An 18210-nucleotide genomic window follows, 5' to 3' on the forward strand; every position below is an offset into this window, starting at 1 on the left:
CCCTCCCACACCAGGTGCTTAGCGAACGCTGCTTTCGAAGCGGTTCACACCTGTCAGCTCCAACACCAGCTCATCACCCACATTCAACGGGCCCACACCGGCCGGGGTGCCGGTGAGAATCACATCACCAGCCTGCAGCGAGAAGCAGCCGGCCATGTGCTGGATCATCGGGATGATCGGGTTGAGCATCTGTGAGCTGTTGCCGTCCTGGCGCACTTCGCCGTTGATGGTCAGGCGAATGCCAATGTCGGTCACGTCCGCGAAGGTGCTGCCGACCACGAATGGCGCAAGCACCGCTGCGCCGTCGAAGGACTTGGCGATTTCCCACGGCAGGCCCTTGGCTTTCAGCTCGGCTTGCTTGTCGCGCAGGGTCAAGTCCAAGGCCGGGGCGAAGCCGGAGATGGCATCCAGCACTTCTTCACGGCTGGGCTTGTTCGACAGCGGTTTGCCGATCAGCACCGCGATTTCCGCCTCGTAGTGCACCGAACCACGCTCGGTCGGAATGCTGAAACCGCCTTCCAGCGGGACGACGCAACTGCCCGGCTTGATGAACAGCAACGGCTCGGTCGGCACCGGGTTGTCCAGTTCCTTGGCATGTTCGGCGTAGTTACGCCCAATGCACACCACCTTACCCACGGGAAAGTGGATGTTGGTGCCGTCGACATACTTGTGCTGGTAGCTCATGAAACGACTCCTTCGGGGGCGGTTAAACAGCGAAGATCTTGCCAGGGTTCATGATCCCGTTCGGGTCGAACACCGCCTTCACTGCTTTCATGTATTCGATCTCAACCGGCGAGCGGCTGTAGGTCAGGTAATCACGCTTGGTCATGCCCACGCCGTGTTCGGCGGAGATCGAACCGTTGTACTTCTGAACGGTTTCGAACACCCACTTGTTCACGGTGGCGCACTTGGCGAAGAACTCATCCTTGCTCAGGTTTTCCGGCTTGAGGATGTTCAGGTGCAGGTTGCCATCGCCGATATGGCCGAACCAGACAATTTCGAAGTCCGGGTAGTGTTCGCCGACGATCGCGTCAATTTCCTTCAAAAATGCCGGCACTTTCGAGACAGTGACCGAAATATCGTTCTTGTACGGCGTCCAGTGGGAAATGGTCTCGGAGATGTACTCGCGCAGTTTCCACAGGTTGTGCAGCTGGGTTTCGCTCTGGCTCATCACGCCGTCCAGCACCCAACCCTGCTCGACGCAGTGCTCGAAGGTTTCCAGGGCGTGGTTGGCGACTTCTTCGGTGGTGGCTTCGAATTCCAGCAGCGCGTAGAACGGGCACTCGGTTTCGAACGGCGCGGGCACGTCACCGCGACCGAGGACTTTGGCCAGCGCCTTATCGGAGAAGAACTCGAAGGCGGTCAGGTCCAACTTGCTCTGGAAGGCGTGCAGCACCGGCATGATCGAGTCGAAATCGGTGGTGCCGAGCACCATCGCCGTGAGGTTTTTCGGCGCACGGTCCAGGCGCATGGTGGCTTCGACCACAAAGCCCAGGGTGCCTTCGGCGCCGATAAACAGTTGGCGCATGTCATAGCCGGTGGCGTTCTTGATCAGGTCGCGGTTCAGCTCCAGTACGTCACCCTTGCCGGTGACGACTTTCATGCCGGCCACCCAGTTGCGGGTCATGCCGTAGCGAATGACCTTGATCCCGCCGGCATTGGTGCCGATATTGCCGCCAATCTGGCTGGAACCGGACGACGCGAAGTCCACCGGGTAGTACAGGCCTTTTTCTTCGGCGACGTTCTGCAATTGTTTGGTGACCACGCCCGGCTGGCACACCGCGGTGCGGTCGGTGAGGTTCACGTCGAGGATCTGGTTCATATAGTCGAACGAAACGACCACTTCGCCATTGGCCGCCACGGCAGCAGCCGACAGGCCGGTACGACCACCGGATGGCACCAGCGCCACCTTATGCTCATTGGCCCAACGGACAATGGCCTGCACCTGTTCGGTGGTCTTGGGGAACACGATGGCGGTCGGCGCGGGCGCGAAGTGCTTGGTCCAATCCTTGCCGTAAGCCTCCAGGGAGTCGGCGTCGGTCAGCACTTTGCCGGGCTCAACCAGGGTCTTTAGCTCATCAATCAGGGCAGGATGGGTCATCGACAGAACTCTCGAACAATTCATGGTCATCCTGAGAACGCTTCACGTCGCAGGAATAGGTGTTTAGCGGGGCGCGTATGCTAGCATACCGCCCCCGCAGGACAGAGCCCAAGGGCGTTTCTGCGGTGACGGCTTTCCTGCCGTCCGGGTCAGCTTGCGCTGCTCGATTCCCTGCCATTTTTCTCCGGGATACAGGTTTACGCAGATGAGCAAGACTTCTCTCGATAAGAGCAAGATCAAGTTCCTTCTTCTGGAAGGCGTCCACCCATCGGCCGTCGACGTACTGAAGGCCGCCGGGTACTCCAGCATTGAGTACATCACCAGTTCTCTGCCGGAAGCCCAGCTCAAGGAAAAGATCGCCGACGCGCACTTTATCGGCATTCGCTCCCGCACTCAGCTGACCGAAGAGATCTTCGACCACGCCAAGAAACTCGTGGCGGTCGGCTGTTTCTGCATCGGCACCAACCAGGTCGACCTCAACGCAGCGCGCGAGCGCGGCATTGCAGTGTTCAACGCGCCGTACTCCAACACCCGTTCCGTGGCGGAGCTGGTGCTGGCCGAGGCCATCCTGCTGCTGCGCGGTATCCCTGAGAAGAACGCCTCCTGCCACCGTGGCGGCTGGATCAAGAGCGCGGCCAACTCCTTCGAAATCCGGGGCAAGAAGCTGGGTATCGTTGGTTACGGCTCGATCGGTACGCAACTGTCGGTACTGGCCGAAGGCCTGGGCATGCAGGTGTTCTTCTACGACACCCTGACCAAGCTGCCATTGGGCAACGCCACCCAGGTGTCGAGCCTGACCGAACTGCTAGGCATGTCCGACATCGTCACCCTGCACGTTCCGGAAACCGCTGAGACCCAGTGGATGATCGGCGAGAAGGAAATCCGCGCCATCAAGAAAGGCGGCATCCTGATCAATGCTGCACGCGGCACCGTGGTCGAGCTGGACGCCCTGGCCGACGCGATCAAGGACAAGCACCTGATCGGCGCCGCAATCGACGTGTTCCCGGTGGAGCCACGCTCCAACGACGACATCTTCGAAAGCCCGCTGCGTGGCCTGGACAACGTGATCCTGACCCCGCACATCGGCGGCTCCACCGCTGAAGCCCAGGCCAACATCGGCCTGGAAGTGTCGGAGAAGCTGGTCAAGTACAGCGACAACGGTACGTCGGTCTCGTCCGTCAACTTCCCGGAAGTAGCCCTGCCGGCTCACCCTGGCAAGCACCGTCTGCTGCACATCCACCAGAACATTCCTGGCGTGATGATGGAGATCAACAAGGTCTTCGCGGAAAACGGCATCAACATCTCCGGTCAGTTCCTGCAGACCAACGAGAAGGTCGGCTACGTGGTGATCGACGTCGATGCCGAGTATTCGGACCTGGCGCAAGAGAAGCTGCAGCACATCAACGGCACTATCCGTAGCCGCGTGTTGTTCTAACGCTGCAAACGCGGCACAAAAAAATGGGAGGCCCGTGTGGGTCTCCCATTTTTTTGTCTGAACACATCTTACTTGACGTTAACCGTGATGACTTTCGAGGCTACCGTCGGGTCGAACTGCATGTGCAGCTTGTCGCCGGCCACCAGTTGCAGGGTGTGTTTGCCTGGGGTGAGGGTCAGCTCGGTCTCGGTCTGGGCCTTGCCGTAGTGAATCACGGTGTCGGTGGCCGGGATCGGCACGCTGGCGTCAGGCAGCGCTTTCTGGTCGATCAGCAGGTGGTGGTGGCCGGTGCCTGCGGTTTGGTCAGTGGCCGGGGCCAGCTTCAGGCCTTCCATGCCGAATTTGACGGTGAAGGTTTTATCGACGGTGGCACCGTCTTTTGGCGAGACGATAAACACTTTGGCGCCTTCGGGTGGAGCGCTGCGCGGGATGCCGTCGGCGGCGGTCGCCAACATCGAGGCACCCAGCAACAGGCTGGCAATCGTTGCACGGGACAATAGGGCTTTCATTCGCTTCTCCAGTTTTTCTGTGAAATCTGTAGGGTTTCGACAACTTCGCGATAAATTGCTGTCCAAGGCACTCACCACCATAGCAAAGCGATGCTGAACGGCGCCTCGCACATTCGAATTCTCTAGGAGTGACCATGCGCTTTTCGCCTGGCCTGTTACTTTTGCTACCCCTTCTGAGCCCCCTGGCTCACGCCGAACTGATCGACGATGTAAATGATCGCGGCGAACTGCGCATCGCCCTTGAAGCCAACACCCCGCCCTACAACTTCAAGGAAGGCGACAAACTCACCGGCTTTGAAGTCGAGCTGGGTGAACTGCTGGCAAAAGAAATGGACGTGCGCCCCTCATTTATCACCACCGATGACGCCGATATGCTGCCAGGGGTCTCAACCGGCAAATACGATGTGGCCATCAACCATATCGCTATGACTGCCGAGCTTAAGGATCGTTTCGATTTCAGCGAGGCTTATCACGAGAAGCCTGAGTTGGTGATCCCGTTCCAGAAGGGCAACCCGGCCTTCAAGACGAGCTTGGACGGGGCACTGAAGCGGGTGAAGGACGATGGCCGATTAAAGGCGCTGTCGCAGAAGTGGTTCGAGGGCGACGCTCCTACAGGCGCGCCAACGCCTGTGCCGCCTCAGGCAACTCCAGCTCACTGAACACCTGCACGCCATGGCGCTTGAGCAGCGCCGCCGTTACACCCTCGCCACTGACCTTTACACCGGTGAAGGTACCGTCATAGGTCAGCAGGTTGCCGCAGGACGGGCTATTGGCCTTGAGGATGGCGATACGGATGTCATGGCGCTGCACCAACGCCAGAGCTTGGCGGGCGCCGTCGAGGAAGGCGGCGCTGAAGTCTTCGCCCTCGGCAGTCAGCACTCGGGCGCGGCCTTCCCACACATCGATGCCCTGCCCGCCCGGAATCTCGGCAGAGGGCCTGGGCGTCGGCAAACCGCCCGACACTTCCGGGCAGATCGCAACCACACGACCTTCAGCCTGCCACGCCGCCAACGGGTCGAACGGCCCGCTGGCCCCGCCGTCGTAGCGCACCTTGTGGCCGAGCAGGCAGCGGCTGATCAGAATCTTTTGCATGGTTAAAACGGCTCGTTGCCGCGCCGGCGAAACCACCCGGTGAGGGACAGGCGTTCGCGCGTGGCTGGCATGACTTCGTGGGGCACCTCGCCCGACAGGAACACCACCAGGCTTCCGCCGGTGGGCACCACATCGTATTCGACGCCGTCCTTGAGGTACATGCGCAACTGGCCACCGTGCTCGGGCAGCCAGGCATCGTTCAAGTAGATCACCGCCGAGACCATGCGCCGGTCGTCGTCGCGAAAACGGTCGAGGTGCCTGAGGTAAAACGCGCCGGGCGGGTACATCGCGAAGTGGCTTTCGAAATCCTCCAGGCCGAGGAACAAACCACGGTTCATCGCCAGGCGCAGGCTGTCCATTACCGCCATATAGCTGTCGCAGACCGCCGCGTCGCCCTCCTCCAGCCACTGGATATGGTCGCCGCGAATGCCCTCGCGAATCTCCTGGGCCGGTCCGCGCCCCACCGCCGCAGGGGCTAATTCACCCTCGGCCGCACGTTTACGGCACTCAGCCGCCAGTTCCAGGGTCAGAGCCTGGGGCAGGAAGCCGTTCTGCTGCGACCAGCCTTTTTCGGCCAGGTCATCAACGATGCGTTGCAGCAGGGGGTGATCGAGGGGTATTTGCATGGCGCGCATAGTATCCATACGCCTGTGAATCCGACAGAGCCGCCGAGCGTCTGAATACACTTTAGTCAGGTGACTGATAGGACTTCTCGACAAATCCTACGCCCGACACGGACAATAGTGGCCGACTGACAGGAGTCCATATGCGTCGTTTGTTTTTTTCCTTGCTGATGTTCTGCGTTTTGCCCGCCTGGGCAGACGGCCATGACCAGTTGTACAAGGTCGCCGGCTGGGCCGAACAACGTGCGCACTTCAATGACGCCCTCAGTGCTGCCCAGCAACGCTACCGCAATAGCCTGCCGCCGGCGGTGTACCAGGCGCTGGTGGACAACAGCAATAAACGCTTTGGCGCCCAGGCCATGGACCAACGTGCCGAGGCGCAACTGCGCAAGAACCTGGCGGACCCCAAGCCCGCCTTGGCGTTCTTCCAGTCGCCGCTGGGCCGCAAGATCGTCGCCGCCGAATTGCTGGCCACGCGCCGTGACCAACTGGCAAAAAATGCCCAGGGCCTGCCCAAGATCGAAGCCGACGCCACCCGCAGCCTGATCATCGGCCACCTGGCCCAGGCCCTGCCTGCCCGTGAAGCCGGGGCCGAAGTGAGCCTGGCGATTGCCGGTGTAGCCGCCGACAGCTTGAGCCAGATGATCCCCGGCCTGCTGGGTGGTGGTCAGGCTCAGGGCATGTTGAATGGCCAGCGTGAGCGGCTGATGCAACAGATCGACAAGGACTTGAACAACACGTTGCTGTACGTCTATCGGGATTTGTCCGACCCCGAGCTGGAGGAGTTCGCGACGTTTGCGGAGTCGCCGGAGGGTAAGGCGTATTACCAGGCGGCGCTGGCAGCGATTCGTGCGGGGCTGGCGGTCGGCCAGAGCACTTCAAGCCTGACGCAGTAGAAAATGTGGGAGGGGCGGTGCGACGATTCGACTTGCCTCCTCCCACATTTGGATTGTGTTATTTCAAATGGTCTGTCAAATACCGGAAATACTCTTCACGAATCTCCGGAATCTCGTTCGCCAGGTGATGCCGCCCACGCGGCAGCATTAACACCTCGGGTTGGTCGAACTTGCCCCGCAGCACCTGCAAGTTGTGCTGCCAATCCACCGTCATATCTTCCTCACCCTGCACAATCACCGGCCGCCGTGGGCTGCGCGGGGCGGCTTCGATGCGTTTGATCCAGCGCGCCAGCGCTCCTACCCAGGCGGTTGGCAATTGGCGCGGCTGAAGCGGGTCGGCCTCCAGGAATGGCTTGAACTGCGGGTCGTTGGTGTTCTCGCTGAAACGCCGGGCGATGCCTTTGACGAACGGGCGCAGCAGGTAATAGCTGACCTGCGACCACCCCCACGCACGCGGCCGCACCAGCGGTGAGAGCAGGAAGGTCTTGCCTTGGGCCGGGCTCTCGGCCCCCTGGTTGAGCAGGTGGTCTACTACCACCGCGCCGCCGGTGCTTTGCCCGAACAAATGCCAGGGCTGCGGCAATTGCAGCGCTTGGGCCTGGACGAACAGCGCCTGCACCACATCCTGGTACACGGCAAAATCATCGATGCTGGCGCGCGCGCCGCTGGACAAACCATGGCCCGGCAAATCGCAGGCGATCACCACAAAGCCCTGGTCCAGCGCCCAGTTCACTACGTGGCGATAAAGGCCCATATGGTCGTAGAAGCCGTGGAACATAAACATCGTCGCCACCGGCACGGGCGGCCACCACACCTGAGCGACCACCTCAAACCCATCCACCTCGAAACGCCCCAGCCGACTCACTGTCGGCACTTTGCGTGTGCTCAGGTCCAGTCCATAGAAACGCTGGTAGACCCGCGCTTCGGCTGAAAGCGGTTGCGCATCCACCAGGGGCCGCAGGCTTTCGCGAAGGTGATCAGGGTCAAAGGTCACGGGCATAAAGGGTTCCAGACTTGCGGCGAAGATGAATATCGAGCTGCGATATTCATCTGTCAGGACAAGCATGGCAAGCTACGCGACCTGCGAGGATAGATCCGAATGCGACAGCCTTACCGTAACGCCCTGTTCGCCAGCCTGATCCTAATCATCTGCGCCGGTGTGCTGTGGGCGGCGTATGACTGGTTCCAGGGCCGCTACCTGCGCGCTTTCAGTGAGCACACGGCAGTGTTTTCCGGCGATGCCCTGCAACTGCCCGCCGAACTCGCAGGCCCCGGGCCGATCCGCCTGGTGCATTTCTGGGATCCGGCTTGCCCGTGCAATGTCGGCAACCAGCAACACCTGGGCGAGTTGATCGAGCAGTACGCGCCCCAGGGCGTCGAGTTCTATGCCCTGCAAAAAGCCAGCAGCCACGGTCAGTTGCCCGATAACCTGCGCCAGATGAAAACCCTCACTGCCCTGCCCGGCGCCGACCAGGTGCCGGCCAGCCCGGCCGTGGGCATCTGGGACCGAACCGGCAAGCTCGCGTATTTCGGGCCGTACAGCGAAGGGCTGACGTGTAACGCCAATAACAGTTTTATCGAGCCGATCCTGAAAGCCCTTGAAGCTGGGCGAGAGGTGAATGCCACGCACACCCTGGCGGTGGGCTGCTATTGTTCGTGGTCGAAAGATTTGTAGCTCGCCACCCACTCTCGGTAAGGAATGTCCATGAAGCGCGTCTTGCGGGTTCTCGCGGTTCTGCTGGTGCTGATCGGCCTCGGTGCGGGCTGGTACGTCTACAGCAAGCAACCCAGCCGCCAGGGCACGGTTGAACTGGCCAACCTGCAAGGCTCGGTCACCGTGCGCTACGACGATCGTGGCGTGCCGCATATTCGCGCCGAGAACGAGACCGACCTGTATCGCGCCCTGGGCTACGTGCATGCCCAGGACCGCCTGTTCCAGATGGAGGTCATGCGGCGCCTGGCCCGTGGCGAGTTGGCCGAGGTGCTCGGGCCGAAGCTGCTGGAGACCGACAAGCTGTTCCGCAGCCTGCGCATTCGCGACCGCGCCGCCACCTACGTGGCGCAGCAGGACCATGAGTCGGCGCACTGGAAGGCCCTGCAAGCCTACCTGGACGGGATCAACCAATATCAGGACAGCCACGCCCGCCCGATGGAGTTCGACGTGCTGGGCATCCCCAGGCGCCCGTTTACCGCCGAGGACACCATCAGCGTCGCCGGGTACATGGCCTACAGCTTTGCCGCTGCGTTTCGTACCGAGCCCTTGCTGACTTACGTGCGCGACCAATTGGGCAGCGATTACCTGAAAGTCTTCGACCTCGACTGGCAACCCAAAGGCGCCCTCAACCTGGCCGACAATGACTGGAAAACCCTCGACGCCCTCGCCGCCCTGAGCGAGCAGGCGTTGGCCGACAACGGCTTGCCGCAATTCGAGGGCAGCAACGCCTGGGCCATCAGTGGCAGCCGCACCAAGAGCGGCAAACCGCTGCTGGCGGGTGACCCGCATATCCGCTTCTCGGTGCCATCGGTGTGGTACGAGGCGCAGCTGTCGGCGCCGGGGTTTGAGCTGTATGGCTACCACAACGCGCTGGTGCCCGTGGCGTTCTTGGGGCACAACCTGGATTTCGGCTGGAGCCTGACCATGTTCCAGAACGACGACCTCGACCTGATCGCCGAAAAGGTCAACCCGGACAACGCCAACCAGGTCTGGTACCACGGCCAGTGGGTCGACATGACCCGCAGCGAGCAACAGATCGCCGTAAAAGGCCAGGCACCGGTCAGCCTCACCCTGCGCCAGTCGCCCCACGGCCCGATCGTCAATGACGTGCTCGGCGAGAACGGCGGCAAGACGCCGATTGCCATGTGGTGGGCGTTCCTCGACACCCAGAACCCGATCCTCGAAGGTTTCTACCAGCTCAACCGCGCCGACACCCTGGCCAAGGCGCGCGCGGCGGCGGCCAAGGTGTCGGCACCGGGGCTGAATATCGTGTGGGCCAATGCCAAGGGCGACATCGGCTGGTGGGCGGCGGCGCAGTTGCCGATTCGCCCGGCCGGCACCAACCCAGGTTTTATCCTCGACGGCAGCACCGCCCAGGCCGACAAGCTGGGCTTCTACCCCTTCAGCGCCAACCCCCAGGAAGAAAACCCGGCGCGTGGCTATGTGGTGTCGGCCAATGCCCAGCCGGTATCGCCCACCGGCATGGAAATCCCCGGCTATTACAACCTCGCCGACCGTGGCCAGCAGTTGAACGCGCAGTTGAGCGACAAGAGCGTGAAGTGGGATGTGAACAACAGCCAGGCCCTGCAACTGGGCACCACCACCGCCTTCGGCCCGCGCCTGCTCGCGCCGCTGTTGCCGGTACTGCGCGAGGTGGTCACGGACCCGGCGCAGTTGAAGCTGGTGGAACAGCTTGCCAGCTGGAAGGGTGACTACCCGCTGGATTCCACCAGCGCCACGCTGTTCAACCAGTTCCTGTTCAACCTCGCCGACGCGGCTTTCCACCCGAAACTGGGCGATGGTATGTTCAAGACCTTGCTCACGACCCGCGTGATCGACGCCGCCCTGCCCCGCCTGGCTGCCGACCCGGCCTCGCCCTGGTGGGACGGCAAGCGCGCCGACAGCGTCAAGCGGGCCTGGGACAACAGCCTCGCGCACCTCAAGGCCACCTTCGGCGATGACCCGACGCAATGGCAGTGGGGCAAGGCCCATACCCTGACCCACGGTCATCCGCTGGGCTCACAGAAACCCTTGGACCTGATCGTCAACGTCGGCCCGTTCCCGGCCCCCGGCACCCACGAAGTGCCGAACAACCAGTCGGCCGTCATCGGCCCCGCGCCATGGCCAGTGACCTACGGCCCGTCCACCCGCCGCCTGATCGACTTCGCCGACGTGGCCCACGCGCTGACGATCAACCCGGTCGGTCAAAGCGGTGTGCCGTTTGACAAGCACTATGGCGACCAGGCAGAGACCTATATCGAAGGCGGTTACGAGCAGGCGCATTTCAGTGATGAGGAAGTCACGGCGAATACGCGCGGCACCTTGAAGCTGCTACCGGCGCGGTAGCCCTATGCAAGCCAACGCCTACAGTTGGTCTACGCCGTTGCTGGGGACGCAAAGTTGAGCCGAAACTGCTGCGGCGTCACCCCCAGGCGGCGATTGAACACACTGCGCATGTGCTGGGCATCGCGAAAACCGCATTGGTACGCCACGGTTTTCAATGGCGCGTGAGTACTTTCAAGCATCACCCGCGCCGCATCCACCCGCGCCCGCTCAACAAATTCCGCAGGCGTAACCTGCGCCTCACGGGCAAACACCCGAGAAAAATTGCGCGCGCTCATATTGGCGGCCCTTGCCAGGTCGGCGATGGTCAGATCCCCGGTCAAATTCGCCAATACATACAGCTGCACCAGCGCTACCGCCGATGTGGTTTCGGCGTGGGGTATAAGAAACGGGCTGAACTGCGACTGCCCGCCCGAACGCTGGGTGAACACCACCAGGCGCTTGGCCACGCTCAAAGCCACTTCCGGGCCGTGGTCCTGGGCCAGCAGGTACAGCGACAAGTCGATGCCCGCCGTGACCCCGGCCGAAGTGTAAAGGTTGCCGTCCTGCACGTAGAGGCGGTCGGCTTCGACCTGAGCCGAAGGACACAGGCGCGCCAGGTCAGCGGCGTCGTTCCAATGAGTGGTGATGGTTTTTCCGTCCAGCAATCCGGCGCGCGCCAGCATGAAGGCCCCGTTACAGATAGAGCCAAACCGTCGCGCCCGGGCGGTGGCGCCACGCAGCCAATCATCGAACGGAGCGCCGAAGTCCTCGAAGGGTAACTGCGGGCCGCCCGCGACCAGCAGCAGGTCATAGGCCTGCAGGGCTTCGCTGTAATGCTTATGGGCCTGGAGTGACAGGCCATTGGAGGCCGCCATCGTGCCGTGGCCTAAACCTATCACTTCCAACTGGTAATGATCTTCGGGTACCAGAAAGCGGTTGGCCTCGCAGAACACATCCATGGGACCGGTCACATCCAGTGACTGGACGCCGGGGAAGATCAGGATCGCGACGGTCTTGTGCATGCTCACAGACACCTTTTTCTAGCAGAATAAAATGCAAACCCTGTGGGAGGGGGCTTGCTCCCGATGGCGCTGTATCAGTCAGCAGATGCAGTGCCTGGTACTCAGCAATCGGGAGCAAGCCCCCTCCCACACTGGGATTTTCGCAGGCTTCCAGAGTGATATCGCCCGCTACACCCTAGTCGATTTCTGCTTGGCACGATGTGTCGGCACATTGGCCGGGATCGCGCCCTCACCGCGATGGTCGCTGCACCGACCAGCGACCAAACTGACTGCTTTCCAGAGGAGAGCCACCATGACCACCACCATCGCCGGCATCAAGATCCCGGACAGCGCCCTGGCCAAGGCCACCACCGAATACATCCGCGACATCGAATCCGACCTGCTCTACCACCACTCGCGCCGGGTGTTCCTCTTCGGCGCCTTGAGCGGTGAGCGCAAGCAGTTGGCCTACAACCCGGAGCTGCTTTACGTCGGCGCCATGTTCCATGACCTGGGCCTGGTGGAAGGCCATCGCAGTGACGACGAACGCTTCGAAGTGGACGGCGCCAACGCCGCCGCGGCCTTTCTCAAGCCTTACGGGCTGAGCGACGACGATATCGAACAGGTGTGGCTGTCCATCGCCCTGCACACCACGCCGGGCGTACCGCAGCACCTGCGCCCGACCGTGGCCCTGGTGACAGCCGGCGTCGAAATGGACGTGCTGGGCATGGACTACGCCGCGTTCAGCAGCGTGCAGCGCGACGCCGTGGTGCATGCGCATCCACGCGGTGAAGGGTTCAAGGAGTGCATCATCTGCGCGTTTGCCGACGGCTTGCGCCATCGCCCGCAGACCACGTTTGGCAACGTGAAGACGGATGTGCTGGTGGATCAGGAGCCGGGGTTCAAGCCGATGAATTTTGTCGAGGTGATTCGCAAGTCGCCGTGGTTGGCGTAGCGGAGTTGAAATGCGATCAAATGTGGGAGGGGGCTTGCCCCCGATTGCTGAGTGTCAGTCACTGCATCTATTGACTGACCCACCGCCATCGGGAGCAAGCCCCCTCCCACCTTTAGACCGGCGCCTGCGCCCGACGCACGTCCGGCTGTTTCCAGCCATCGGCAGCGGCTTCTTCGATGGCTTGCTGGATGGCCTTCTTGCGCATCTCTTCGGCACGTCGGCTGAAGAACCACACCAGGAAGGTCACCAGCGACACCGCCAGCAGAATCAGGCTGGCCACGGCGTTGATCTCGGGTTTTACCCCAAGGCGCACGGCCGAGAACACTTCCATCGGCAACGTCGTAGAGCCCGGGCCCGAGACGAAGCTGGCCAGTACCAGGTCATCCAGGGACAGTGCGAACGACATCATGCCGCCCGCCGCCAACGACGGCGCGATCATCGGGATGGTGATCAGGAAGAACACCTTCCACGGCCGCGCACCCAGGTCCATCGCCGCTTCTTCGATCGACAGGTCCAGCTCACGCAAGCGCGCCGATACCACCACCGCCACATACGCCGCACAGAACGTGGTGTGGGCGATCCAGATGGTGACGATGCCACGCTCCTGGGGCCAGCCGATCATCTGCGCCATGGCCACGAACAGCAGCAGCAGCGACAGACCGGTGATCACTTCCGGCATCACCAACGGTGCGGTCACCAGGCCGCCGAACAGCGTGCGGCCCTTGAACTGGCTGATGCGCGTCAGCACAAACGCCGCCAACGTACCCAGCGCAACAGCAGCCACTGCCGTGTAGCAGGCGATTTCCAGGGAGCGCGCCACCGAGCCCATCAACTGGGTGTTGTCCAGCAGGCCCACGTACCACTTGATCGACCAACCGCCCCACACCGTTACCAGCTTGGATTCGTTGAACGAGTAGATCACCAGGATCAGCATCGGCAGGTAGATGAACAACAACCCCGCCACCAGCATGAAGCTTGAGAAACTGACGCGCTTCATATCTTGCCCTCCATCTCTTTGGCTTGGCTGCGGTTAAACAGAATGATGGGCACGATCAGGATCGCCAGCATCACTACCGCCAGGGCAGACGCCACCGGCCAGTCACGGTTGTTGAAGAACTCTTGCCACAACACTTTACCGATCATCAGGGTTTCCGGGCCACCGAGCAGTTCCGGGATCACGAACTCGCCCACCACCGGGATAAACACCAGCATGCAGCCGGCGATGATGCCGTTCTTGGACAGCGGCACGGTGATTTTCCAGAAGCTGTTGAAGGTGCTCGAACCCAGGTCCGATGCGGCTTCCAGCAGGCTCTGGTCATGCTTCACCAGGTTGGCATACAGCGGCAGGATCATGAACGGCAGGTACGAATAGACCACGCCGATATACACCGCGATGTTGGTGTTGAGGATCTGCAGCGGCTCGTTGATCAACCCCATGGACATCAGGAAGCCATTGAGCAAACCGTTGTTGCTGAGGATGCCCATCCACGCATACACGCGGATCAGGATCGCGGTCCAGGTCGGCATCATGATCAGCAGCACCAGCACGGTCTGCATCTCTTTGCGTGCGGTGGCAATGGCGTAGGCCATCGGGTAGCCGATCAGCAGGCACAGCAGCGTGCTGAAGAACGCCATTTTCAGCGAGCCCAGGTACGCCGCGATGTACAGCTCATCACCTGCCAGCAAACTGTAGTTGGCCAGGTTCAGCACCACCTGCAGCTTCTGTTCGACGTAGGTGTAGATCTCGGTGTACGGCGGGATCGCTACGTCGGCTTCGGCGAAGCTGATTTTCAGGACAATGAAAAACGGCAGGGCGAAAAACAGGAACAGCCACAGGAACGGAATCCCGATGACCACCTGCTTGCCACTGGGGACGATGCGGTGCAAGCGCCGCTTGAGCTTCTTCATGTTCATGTGCGCAGTACCACGCCGCTGTCGTCTTCCCACCACACGTACACCTGGTCACCCCAGGTTGGACGCTGGCCACGGCGTTCGGCGTTGGCGACGAAGGACTGCACCAGCTTGCCGCTTGGCAGCTCGACGTAGAACACCGAGTGGCCGCCCAGGTAGGCGATGTCGTGCACCTTGCCGCTGGACCAGTTGTGCTCGCAGGTCGGCATTTCGGTGGTGACCAGCAGTTTTTCCGGGCGGATGGCGTAGGTCACCGACTTGTCTTCCACCGAGGTGGCGATGCCGTAGCCCACGTAGATATCGCGGTCCAGGTCCGGGCACTTGAGCACCGCGTGGCCTTCGGCGTCGTCCACCACCTGGGTGTCGAAGATGTTGACGTTACCGATGAATTCGCACACCAGGCGGCTGGTCGGCGTCTCGTAGATGTCGATCGGGCTGCCGATCTGGGCGATCCAGCCCAGGTGCATGATCGCGATGCGCTCGGCCATGGTCATGGCCTCTTCCTGGTCGTGCGTCACCATCACGCAGGTCACGCCGACGCGCTCGATGATCTCTACCAGTTCCAGTTGCATCTGCGAGCGCAGCTTTTTATCGAGGGCGCCCATCGGCTCATCGAGCAGCAGCAGTTTCGGGCGCTTGGCCAGGGAGCGGGCCAACGCCACACGCTGACGCTGGCCACCGGACAACTGGTGCGGCTTGCGTTTGGCGTACTGGCTCATCTGGACCAGCTTGAGCATTTCGGCTACGCGGGCATCGACCTCGGCCTTGGGGATCTTGTCCTGTTGCAGGCCGAACGCAATGTTCTGCGCCACGGTCATGTGTGGGAACAAGGCGTAGGACTGGAACATCATGTTGATCGGCCGCTCGTAGGGCGGCATATCGGTGATGTCCACACCGTCGAGGTAAATCCGACCTTCAGTCGGGCGCTCGAAGCCTGCGAGCATACGCAGCAGGGTGGACTTGCCCGAACCCGAACCGCCGAGCAAGGCGAAGATCTCGCCTTTCTTGATTTCCAGGGACACATCGTCCACGGCAATCGTCTCGTCGAACTTCTTCGTGACCCGGTCGATTTTGACCAGCACCTTTTTCGGTGTCTGGTCGCCCTCGAGGGCTTTCTTATAGGCGCCGGAGGCAACTGCCATTTACGAAACTCCCAAAAAAGAGTGCAGTTCGCCCGAGGCGGGCGAACCCAGGATAGTGTGAGCCTTACTTACCCGTCTTGACCTTGGTCCAGCTACGGGTCATTAAACGCTGCACTTTCGGGGGTAGCTCGAAGTTGACGAATGTCCTGTCGAGAACCGCCTGCGGTGGGTAAACCGCTTCGTCGGTGCGTATCGATTGCTCCATCAGCTTGTCCGCCCCTGGGTTAGGGTTGGCGTAGCCGACGATGTCACTGACCTGAGCGATCACCTCAGATTTCAGCAAATAGTTGATGAAGGCGTGGGCTTCCTTGACGTTGGTGGCATCCTTGGGAATCGCCAGCACGTCAAACCACAGGTTGCCGCCTTCCTTCGGAATTGCGTAGGCGATGTTCACGCCTTTGCCCGCTTCGCTTGCGCGAGCCTTGGCCTGGAACACATCGCCGGAGAACCCGGCGGCCACGCAGATGTTGCCGTTGGCCAGGTCGGAGATGTATTTGGAAGAATGGAAGTAGGTCACGTAGGGCCGCACTTTGAGCAGCTTTTCTTCAGCCTTCTTGTAGTCGTCCGGGTTGGTGCTGTTAGGGTCCAGGCCCATGTAGTTAAGCACTGCCGGCAGCATTTCGTCCGCCGAGTCCATGAACGACACACCGCAGGTGGCCAGCTTCTTCATGTTTTCCGGTTCGAACAACACGGCCCAGGAGTCGATCTTGTCGACGCCCAGCAGTTCCTTCACTTTGTCGACGTTGTAACCGATGCCATTGGTACCCCACAGGTACGGCACGGCGTACTGATTGCCAGGGTCGTTCTTCTCCAGGCGCTTGAGCAACACCGGATCCAGGTTGGCGTAGTTCGTCAGCAGCGACTTGTCGAGCTTCTGGAACGCACCGGCCTTGATCTGCTTGCCGAGGAAGTGGTTGGACGGCACCACCACGTCATAGCCGGTACGCCCGGCCAGTAACTTGCCTTCCAGGGTTTCGTTGGAATCAAACACGTCATACACGGGTTTGATGCCGGTGGCCTTTTCGAAGTTGGCCAGGGTGTCGGGGCCGATGTAATCCGACCAGTTATAAATATGCACAGTCGGTGCAGCCTGCACGCTGACAGCCAGCGTGATACCTGCACCTACCAGCAAGGCTTGGCGAAATAAAGAAATTGGCAAGTGGAGGTCCTCTTAAATAGTTGGGCCTTAAAGTTGTTGCCCGGCAACAAAACCGGCGCGCAACTTACCCTCGATAAACCGATCCGGCAAAACTTTCTGTCATTTATTTGTTTCATTAACCACCGCGGGCTGCGCGGTGGTTAACAAAGACCGGTTTATTTACCGGACTTGATCTTGGTCCAGCTGCGTGTCATTTCACGCTGGGTGGCAGCCGGCAAGTCTGCAATGGCGTAGAGCTTGGCTTGCACATCCGCTGGCGGGTAGATGCCCGGGTCATTGGTGATGTCTTTGTCGACCAGTGCGGTGGCCTTCTCGTTACCGTTCGGGAAGCGCACGCTGTTGGTGATCGAAGCCATGACTTCCGGCTTGAGCAGGTAGTTCAAGAACTTATAAGCAGCGTCGACGTTTTCGGCATCTTTAGGGATGGCGACCATGTCGAAGAAGCTACCGGCGCCTTCTTTCGGAATGTCGTAGGCCACCTTGACCTTGCCACCGGCTTCAGCCGCGCGGGACTTGGCCTGCTGGATGTCACCCGAGTAACCCACGGCTACGCAGATGTTGCCGTTGGCCAGGTCGGAGATGTACTTGGACGAGTGGAAGTAGCCGATCGAAGGACGGATTTTCAAGAAGAGCGCTTCGGCCTGCTTGAGGTCTTCTTTCTTCTGGCTGTCGGTTGGCAGGCCTAGGTAATGCAGCGCGATCGGCAGCATTTCGGTCGGCGAGTCGAGGAAGCTCACGCCGCAGCTCTTGAGCTTGGCGATATTTTCAGGCTTGAGCAACACGTCCCACGAATCGATCTTGTCCACGCCCAGCGCGGCCTTGACCTTGTCCGGGTTGTAGCCGATGCCGATCGAACCCCACATGTACGGGAAAGCATGCTTGTTGTCCGGGTCGCTGACCGACACGGCTTTAAGCAGGGAGGTGTTCAGGTTGCCGTAGTTGGACAGTTTGGACTTGTCCAGCTCCTGGTAGACACCGGCCTTGATCTGCTTGGCGAGGAAGTTGTTCGACGGTACGACGATGTCGTAACCGGACTTGCCTGCCAGCAACTTGGCTTCGAGTGTCTCGTTGCTGTCAAAAACGTCGTACACCACTTTAATGCCCGACTCTTTTTCAAAGTTGGCGATGGTGTCCGGTGCAATGTAGTCGGACCAGTTGTAGACGTGCAGCACTTTATCGTCTGCCTGGGCCGCGCCCGCCATTGCGCCCATCAGGGACAAGGCCAGGAGGGTCTTGCCAGCGTTCTTCAAACCTAATGCCTTCATTTGGTGATGCTCCAATTTTTCTTTTTTGGGCCACGTTCTTTTATGTTCAGCGACCCTTCCAGAGGGCAACAAAACAGGGCGA

Annotated in this window: 18 protein-coding genes; 6 read left to right on the plus strand and 12 right to left on the minus strand. The window is 60.8% G+C overall.

All coding sequences use genetic code 11. The features are described 5' to 3' along the window. Nucleotides 1-18: 18 nt before the first annotated feature. On the minus strand, nucleotides 19-684 hold the full coding sequence (locus tag M2397_RS21805) for a fumarylacetoacetate hydrolase family protein (protein ID WP_259244386.1): 666 nt from the start codon (nucleotides 682-684) through the stop codon (nucleotides 19-21). A gap of 22 nt (nucleotides 685-706) precedes the next feature. Beyond that, nucleotides 707-2101 (minus strand): FAD-binding oxidoreductase, encoded by a 1395-nt coding sequence (locus M2397_RS21810; RefSeq protein WP_053127893.1) that lies wholly within the window; start codon nucleotides 2099-2101, stop codon nucleotides 707-709. Between the two features lie 205 nt (nucleotides 2102-2306). Here M2397_RS21810 and serA point away from each other — a divergent pair, with 205 nt between their 5' ends. Beyond that, on the plus strand, nucleotides 2307-3536 hold the full coding sequence (gene serA / locus M2397_RS21815; protein WP_010167810.1) for a phosphoglycerate dehydrogenase: 1230 nt from the start codon (nucleotides 2307-2309) through the stop codon (nucleotides 3534-3536). Nucleotides 3537-3604: 68 nt separating this feature from the next. On the opposite strand, the gene M2397_RS21820 is transcribed toward serA, so the two are convergent. Further along, complete coding sequence (locus M2397_RS21820) at nucleotides 3605-4045, minus strand: DUF4399 domain-containing protein (RefSeq protein ID WP_131697550.1); 441 nt, start codon at nucleotides 4043-4045, stop codon at nucleotides 3605-3607. 134 nt (nucleotides 4046-4179) lie between these two features. On the opposite strand from M2397_RS21820, the gene M2397_RS21825 reads away from it, so the two are divergent. Then, a complete protein-coding gene (locus M2397_RS21825; RefSeq protein ID WP_145336930.1) occupies nucleotides 4180-4704 on the plus strand; it encodes a transporter substrate-binding domain-containing protein in 525 nt (174 codons plus the stop codon). Here M2397_RS21825 and M2397_RS21830 read toward each other — a convergent pair. Beyond that, a complete protein-coding gene (locus M2397_RS21830; RefSeq protein WP_259244387.1) occupies nucleotides 4655-5137 on the minus strand; it encodes a DUF523 domain-containing protein in 483 nt (160 codons plus the stop codon). The two genes, M2397_RS21825 and M2397_RS21830, sit on opposite strands and share 50 nt — an antisense overlap. A gap of 2 nt (nucleotides 5138-5139) precedes the next feature. Next, a complete protein-coding gene (locus tag M2397_RS21835) occupies nucleotides 5140-5772 on the minus strand; it encodes a 2OG-Fe(II) oxygenase (protein ID WP_131697741.1) in 633 nt (210 codons plus the stop codon). A gap of 131 nt (nucleotides 5773-5903) precedes the next feature. Between M2397_RS21835 and M2397_RS21840 the strand changes: the two genes are divergently transcribed. Continuing rightward, entirely contained in the window at nucleotides 5904-6656 is a 753-nt protein-coding gene (locus M2397_RS21840) for a DUF2059 domain-containing protein (protein ID WP_131697553.1), read from the plus strand. A 58-nt stretch (nucleotides 6657-6714) separates the two neighbouring features. Here M2397_RS21840 and M2397_RS21845 read toward each other — a convergent pair whose 3' ends face one another. Then, the gene (locus tag M2397_RS21845) at nucleotides 6715-7656 is read right to left on the minus strand and encodes an alpha/beta hydrolase (RefSeq protein WP_259244388.1); all 942 of its coding nucleotides are present in this window, start codon (nucleotides 7654-7656) and stop codon (nucleotides 6715-6717) included. Between the two features lie 99 nt (nucleotides 7657-7755). On the opposite strand from M2397_RS21845, the gene M2397_RS21850 reads away from it, so the two are divergent. Next, nucleotides 7756-8331 (plus strand): DUF6436 domain-containing protein, encoded by a 576-nt coding sequence (locus tag M2397_RS21850; protein ID WP_259244389.1) that lies wholly within the window; start codon nucleotides 7756-7758, stop codon nucleotides 8329-8331. A gap of 30 nt (nucleotides 8332-8361) precedes the next feature. Beyond that, a complete protein-coding gene (locus tag M2397_RS21855; RefSeq protein ID WP_259244390.1) occupies nucleotides 8362-10716 on the plus strand; it encodes a penicillin acylase family protein in 2355 nt (784 codons plus the stop codon). Between the two features lie 29 nt (nucleotides 10717-10745). Here M2397_RS21855 and M2397_RS21860 read toward each other — a convergent pair whose 3' ends face one another. Further along, entirely contained in the window at nucleotides 10746-11717 is a 972-nt protein-coding gene (locus M2397_RS21860) for a GlxA family transcriptional regulator (protein ID WP_259244391.1), read from the minus strand. Nucleotides 11718-12009: 292 nt separating this feature from the next. Between M2397_RS21860 and M2397_RS21865 the strand changes: the two genes are divergently transcribed. Then, a complete protein-coding gene (locus M2397_RS21865) occupies nucleotides 12010-12651 on the plus strand; it encodes an HD domain-containing protein (protein ID WP_131697558.1) in 642 nt (213 codons plus the stop codon). Between the two features lie 112 nt (nucleotides 12652-12763). Here M2397_RS21865 and M2397_RS21870 read toward each other — a convergent pair whose 3' ends face one another. The 5 genes from M2397_RS21870 to M2397_RS21890 form a co-directional block, all read right to left on the minus strand. Further along, on the minus strand, nucleotides 12764-13648 hold the full coding sequence (locus M2397_RS21870) for an ABC transporter permease subunit (protein WP_095185162.1): 885 nt from the start codon (nucleotides 13646-13648) through the stop codon (nucleotides 12764-12766). Next, complete coding sequence (locus M2397_RS21875; protein WP_027608406.1) at nucleotides 13645-14565, minus strand: ABC transporter permease subunit; 921 nt, start codon at nucleotides 14563-14565, stop codon at nucleotides 13645-13647. The genes M2397_RS21870 and M2397_RS21875 overlap by 4 nt, the downstream gene beginning before the upstream one ends. Further along, the gene (locus M2397_RS21880; RefSeq protein WP_027608405.1) at nucleotides 14562-15704 is read right to left on the minus strand and encodes an ABC transporter ATP-binding protein; all 1143 of its coding nucleotides are present in this window, start codon (nucleotides 15702-15704) and stop codon (nucleotides 14562-14564) included. Before M2397_RS21880 ends, M2397_RS21875 begins: the two co-directional genes overlap by 4 nt. A gap of 64 nt (nucleotides 15705-15768) precedes the next feature. Next, nucleotides 15769-16863 (minus strand): polyamine ABC transporter substrate-binding protein, encoded by a 1095-nt coding sequence (locus M2397_RS21885; RefSeq protein ID WP_259244392.1) that lies wholly within the window; start codon nucleotides 16861-16863, stop codon nucleotides 15769-15771. A 155-nt stretch (nucleotides 16864-17018) separates the two neighbouring features. Beyond that, nucleotides 17019-18113, minus strand: coding sequence for a polyamine ABC transporter substrate-binding protein (locus tag M2397_RS21890; RefSeq protein ID WP_131697742.1), 1095 nt, complete (start codon nucleotides 18111-18113; stop codon nucleotides 17019-17021). Nucleotides 18114-18210: the final 97 nt, after the last annotated feature.

The organism is Pseudomonas sp. BIGb0381, from assembly GCF_024809815.1.
Lineage (GTDB): Bacteria > Pseudomonadota > Gammaproteobacteria > Pseudomonadales > Pseudomonadaceae > Aquipseudomonas.